Source organism: Vibrio sp. CUB2 (assembly GCF_001557945.1).
GTDB lineage: Bacteria > Pseudomonadota > Gammaproteobacteria > Enterobacterales > Vibrionaceae > Vibrio > Vibrio owensii.
The window spans coordinates 1-3,420 of sequence record NZ_LNRB01000048.1 but is presented as its reverse complement, the minus strand read 5'-3'; the positions used below and the strand labels follow the sequence as shown (position 1 = coordinate 3,420).

The window sequence follows — 3,420 nt, the reverse complement described above, 5'->3', positions numbered from 1 at the left end:
CAATTTTTCGCCTTTTTCTATTGCAACTTCTTTAAAATGATCGAAAAAGCCATCAATGATGGACTGCTCATGTTTTTTTTCCAATTTAAATCCCCGTACTTCAAAGTAATATTATCAGCTAACGCCCAATTAAGGTGTGAGGCACGCAATACCGATGCCACCGCATACCACCTTAATCACTAAAATTAACGCATAGTAAAAATGCCAAGCGTGCCGAATCACTCTTAAATTGTTTGTTAGTTTGCGTGCCAAAGTGACACGAAGATTGCTTATTGCACACTTTAAGACCATAATACCTATGTGACACTTTGACACAACAGGAGATAACATTATGGCTACTACTTTGCCTCGCATCACCGCTAGAGTTGATGTCGATACACAAGACTTACTTACTAAGGCTGCCGCGATCGCCGGCATGTCTAGCATCAACTCGTTTGTTCTAAGCGCTGCAATCGAAAAAGCCAAACAAGTCATCGAACGTGAACAGGCTTTAAAACTGAGCCAAGCTGATGCTATGTTGCTGATGGAAGCTTTAGACCGCCCTGCTACACAGAACTCAAAACTAAAAGCTGCTGCTGATCGATACGAGAGCAAAATTCAATGATGAATACGGTACTTCTAGATAAAGCTAAACACGATAGAAACCGATTCAACTGTGGTATCGAAGCTCTCAATAATTACTTAAAAGTAATGGCGAGTCAGCAAGCAAAAAAAGACAACACCAGAACGTTTGTTTTGGAAGATGATACCGACAACTCACATGTCATCGGCTTTTACACGCTAACAATGACACCAATTGACTTAAAGGCATTGCCCGATAAGTTACAAAAAAAACACCAATCATCCACCTCTGGTGGTCTGATTGCCCGCCTTGCTATCGATGACCGATACAAAGGGAAAGGATTTGGTGAGTGGCTGCTTATCGACGCACTCAGAAAACTATTAGCAGCTAGTGATAGCGTTGCATTTCCAGTTGTTATCGTTGATGCCAAAGATGGAGCAAAACATTTCTATGAACGCTATGGTTTTCAAGCATTTCATGATGCCGAAAACAAGCTCTTCATCACCATTGCAGATGTGAGAGCAAGCTTAGGCTAGTTAACCGCTAGCCTTTAGCAAACTAACGCCCTGCTAAGGGGTGAGCAACGCAATACCGAAGCTGCCGCAAACCACCTTAATCACTAAATTCAACGCATAGTGAAAATGCCACGCGTTGCGAATCCCTCTTGAGCAGTTTGTTAGTCGCGAGGCACCGAGCGACAATTTTAAGCCGAACTAAACTTTGCGAACAACAAACTTTATGTGCATTGATGTATTTAAGTCAGGCGCAGTCTCAAAGCGACTACTCAATGAAACCACTTAGAACAAACAACGTCGTAGAAAACGGACTGACAACACCAAAAAGCGCTTTTGGAAAGCCAATCTCACAGTACGGACTTTCAACAAAGTCACTGAAACCACGTGGAACTTACCACACCAGAGAAAGCGTCATTTCAGCGAGTAAATCGGCTTTTGTACCAACAAACTCACCGAGCGGAGTTGCAACCAAAAACAAACTCTCGATTGCCCTGCTCTGTCAGCACCAAAGAACAAAACAATCGCTAGGACACTTGCAAAATTTTGGACTCAAAACAGCTAAAACTAAGTTCTAAGGATCGACGATGAATCTGTGTTCCAAACAAACTGCTGCTAAATTTTAAGCTCAGAAACATGATTTTGATTGCTAGCTTTTTCTGGCGACTAACGCCCTGCTAAGGGGTGAGCAACGCAATACAAAAGCCGCCGCAAACCACCTTAATCACGAAAATCAACGCATAGTGAAAATGCCACGCGTTGCGAATCCCTCTTGAGCAGTTTGTTAGTCGCGAGGCACCGAACGACAATTTTAAGCCGAACTAAACTTTGCGAACAACAAACTTTATGTGCTTTGATGCATTTAAGTCTGGCGTAGTCTCAAAGCGGCTACTCAATGAAACCACTTGGAACAAACAACGCCGCAGAAAACGGACTGACAACACCAAAAAGCGCTTTTGGAAAGCCAATCTCACAGTGCGGACTTTCAACAAAGTCACTGAAACCACGTGGAATTTACAACACCAGAGAAAAAGTCACTTCAGCGAGTAAATCGGCTTTTGTACCAACAAACTCACCGAGCGGAGTTGAAACCAAAAACAGATTTTCGATTGCCCCGCTCTATCACCACCAAAGAACGAAACAACCGCTTGGAAAATAGCAATGCATTGATTTAGAACCGATGAAACAGAGCTTTGACCGTCGAAGATGAATCTGTGTACCAAACAAACCGCTGCCAAATTTTTAGCTCAGAAACATGATTTTGACTGCTAGCTTTTTCTGGCGACTAACGCTCTGTTAAGGGGTGAGCAACGCAATACCGAAACCACCGCACTCCACCTTAATCACTAAAATCAACGCATAGTAAAAATGCCACGCGTTGCGAATCCCTCTTGAACAGTTTGTTATGTTTTTTTGCTGCTAATGTCAGAGAGTAATCTTGAAATACTCTGGGCTGTCATATAATGGCGTAGGCTTTAATGATTCATCCAAGTATAGTCGAAGGTCAATGCGGCTTGAGTTCTCCCAGTATATTTCAAAATTGGCAGACTTATAGAATGCTGCGAGATCCTCCTTGGTTATATCACTGTCTCCATCAGGTTTTGCAGAGATCTCGATACACGCTTTAGGATATTCAGATTCAATATGTTGAATAGCTGCATTTAGTAGGTTTCGACCCATGCCTTGACCACGAAGTTCAGGTAATACATCTAAACGTTCAATAGAATACACTCCATTCATAACGTCACTTTTGCGCCACATACAGCAACAATCACTAGGGTGCTCTTCAAGATAAACATAGAAATCACCATGCTCTTCTTTATACATAATTGTCATATTTTCTCTCTTAAAGTTACGAACATGCACCGAAAAATAGTCCTATCGGTTCTATTGAGACACCTCACAAACATAACGCCCTGTTAAGGTGTGAGCAACGTAATACCGATGCTGCCGCATACCACCTTAAACACAAAACGCAACGCATAGTAAAAATGCCACGCGTTGCGAATCACTCTTAAACAGTTTGTTATGCTGCTTGGATTCAAGTACGAAGTGCGACACCTCTGAACATAAAAACAGTGAGATGCGATAATCATGAAGTTTGCTCCCGCCAAGAAGTAAAAAACATGAGATACACGCACCTCACTGAGAACGAAAGGTATATGATTTCTGCACTCAGAAAGCAAGGAATTAGTACCGCTAAAATAGCTAAACAACTGGGTCGTCACAAAGCTACTATCTATCGAGAAATTGAACGCAATTCCCGATACAACAGACACTTTAAAAGGTACTCCTATCAGGCGTGGAGAGCCCAACAAATGGCTCGTAACCGGCTGAGCCGCTCGC

The 3,420-nt window shown here is 42.5% G+C and carries 7 protein-coding genes; 6 read left to right on the top strand and 1 reads right to left on the bottom strand.

All coding sequences use genetic code 11. The annotated features are described in order from the left end of the window. From ATB78_RS30360 to ATB78_RS29775, 5 genes are all read left to right on the top strand, one after another. Positions 1–183: hypothetical protein (locus tag ATB78_RS30360; RefSeq protein ID WP_346393705.1), on the top strand; the 183-nt coding region annotated here is incomplete at its 5' end. Between the two features lie 148 nt (positions 184–331). After that, a complete protein-coding gene (locus ATB78_RS27645; protein WP_013571703.1) occupies positions 332–604 on the top strand; it encodes a DUF1778 domain-containing protein in 273 nt (90 codons plus the stop codon). Then, positions 601–1,098, top strand: coding sequence for a GNAT family N-acetyltransferase (locus ATB78_RS27640; protein ID WP_061011142.1), 498 nt, complete (start codon positions 601–603; stop codon positions 1,096–1,098). Before ATB78_RS27645 ends, ATB78_RS27640 begins: the two co-directional genes overlap by 4 nt. A gap of 251 nt (positions 1,099–1,349) precedes the next feature. Further along, entirely contained in the window at positions 1,350–1,652 is a 303-nt protein-coding gene (locus ATB78_RS29090; RefSeq protein WP_081096695.1) for a hypothetical protein, read from the top strand. Positions 1,653–1,969: 317 nt separating this feature from the next. Further along, complete coding sequence (locus ATB78_RS29775; RefSeq protein ID WP_155647887.1) at positions 1,970–2,233, top strand: hypothetical protein; 264 nt, start codon at positions 1,970–1,972, stop codon at positions 2,231–2,233. 266 nt (positions 2,234–2,499) lie between these two features. On the opposite strand, the gene ATB78_RS27635 is transcribed toward ATB78_RS29775, so the two are convergent. Beyond that, entirely contained in the window at positions 2,500–2,910 is a 411-nt protein-coding gene (locus tag ATB78_RS27635) for a GNAT family N-acetyltransferase (RefSeq protein WP_061011141.1), read from the bottom strand. Positions 2,911–3,200: 290 nt separating this feature from the next. Between ATB78_RS27635 and ATB78_RS27630 the strand changes: the two genes are divergently transcribed. Beyond that, a partial coding sequence (locus tag ATB78_RS27630; protein WP_155647884.1) for a helix-turn-helix domain-containing protein occupies positions 3,201–3,420 on the top strand: 220 nt, incomplete at its 3' end.